General features: G+C 48.3%; 2 protein-coding genes. One reads left to right on the plus strand and one right to left on the minus strand.

The window, feature by feature from the left end:
• A partial coding sequence (locus tag R7E42_RS25155) for an aquaporin (protein WP_318073261.1) occupies nucleotides 1–465 on the plus strand: 465 nt, incomplete at its 5' end.
• A 50-nt stretch (nucleotides 466–515) separates the two neighbouring features.
• Here R7E42_RS25155 and recR read toward each other — a convergent pair.
• On the minus strand, nucleotides 516–1,115 hold the full coding sequence (gene recR, locus R7E42_RS25160) for a recombination mediator RecR (protein ID WP_005460088.1): 600 nt from the start codon (nucleotides 1,113–1,115) through the stop codon (nucleotides 516–518).
• Nucleotides 1,116–1,119 lie beyond the last annotated feature (4 nt).

Below are 1,119 nucleotides of genomic sequence, written 5' to 3' on the forward strand. Positions count from 1 at the left end.
GGAGTTCAGACGTGTGCTCTTCCGATCATGATCGGCGGGCTGATCGCTGGTGGTATTCTTTATGTCATCGCGACAGGACAAGCTGGATTTGATGTTGTTGGTTCTGGCTTTGCCGCCAATGGTTATGGTGAACACTCACCAGGTCAGTACTCAATGCTTGCTGCGCTAGTTTCTGAAATCGTGATGACGATGATGTTCCTTATCGTTATCATGGGGGCGACAGACAAACGTGCACCTCAAGGTTTCGCGCCTATTGCAATTGGTTTGTGTCTGACTCTTATTCACCTGATCAGCATTCCTGTGACTAATACCTCAGTAAACCCAGCTCGTAGTACAGCAGTCGCAATGTATGTAGGTGACTGGGCAGTTTCTCAGTTATGGCTGTTCTGGGTTGCGCCTATTGTGGGTGGCGTACTTGGTGCGGTTATATACAAAAACCTGCTTGGTAAAGACTCGAACGATTAATCGTTCCCACCTCCCAAGATCAAAAAAGCCGCTTAATTCAGCGGCTTTTATTAAATCTTATGTCGACCCAATAATGAGTGTGACAAGGTCGTGCCATCTACGAGCTCAAGCTCCCCACCTACAGGCACACCGTGCGCGATACGGCTAGCTTCGACTTGGTGCTCTCTGCACAACTCCGCAATATAGTGAGCAGTAGCTTCTCCCTCAACCGTTGGGTTGGTTGCAAGGATCACTTCAGAAATATCACCTCGACGTAGACGATAATCAAGCACGTCTAAACCAATATCACTTGGACCGATGCCATCAAGCGGAGACAAATGCCCCATAAGCACAAAGTATCGACCGGAGTATTGACCCGTCGCTTCAACTGCTGCGATATCTGCCGGGCTTTCTACCACACAAATTTGGCCGTTTTCTTGGCGTTTTGGGTTAGTACAAATGTGGCAAACTTCTTCTTCAGTAAAAGTTCGACATTCAGCACAGTGACCAATTTCGGTCATTGACTGACTCAGCGCATCTGCCAGTTGCAGACCGCCTTTTCTATCACGCTGTAACAAATGAAAGGCCATACGTTGCGCCGACTTGGGACCTACCCCAGGTAGACAACGTAAGGCCTCCATCAATTGTTCCAGCATATGACTGGTACGCATGAAA

It is taken from the genome of Vibrio sp. Vb1337 (assembly GCF_033338715.1).
Taxonomy (GTDB): Bacteria; Pseudomonadota; Gammaproteobacteria; order Enterobacterales; family Vibrionaceae; genus Vibrio; species Vibrio alginolyticus.

Excerpts from the sequence above, each read along its gene's own strand:
- recR (WP_005460088.1), bottom strand. The coding sequence starts at position 1,115 with ATGCGTACCAGTCATATGCTGGAACAATTGATGGAGGCCTTACGTTGT.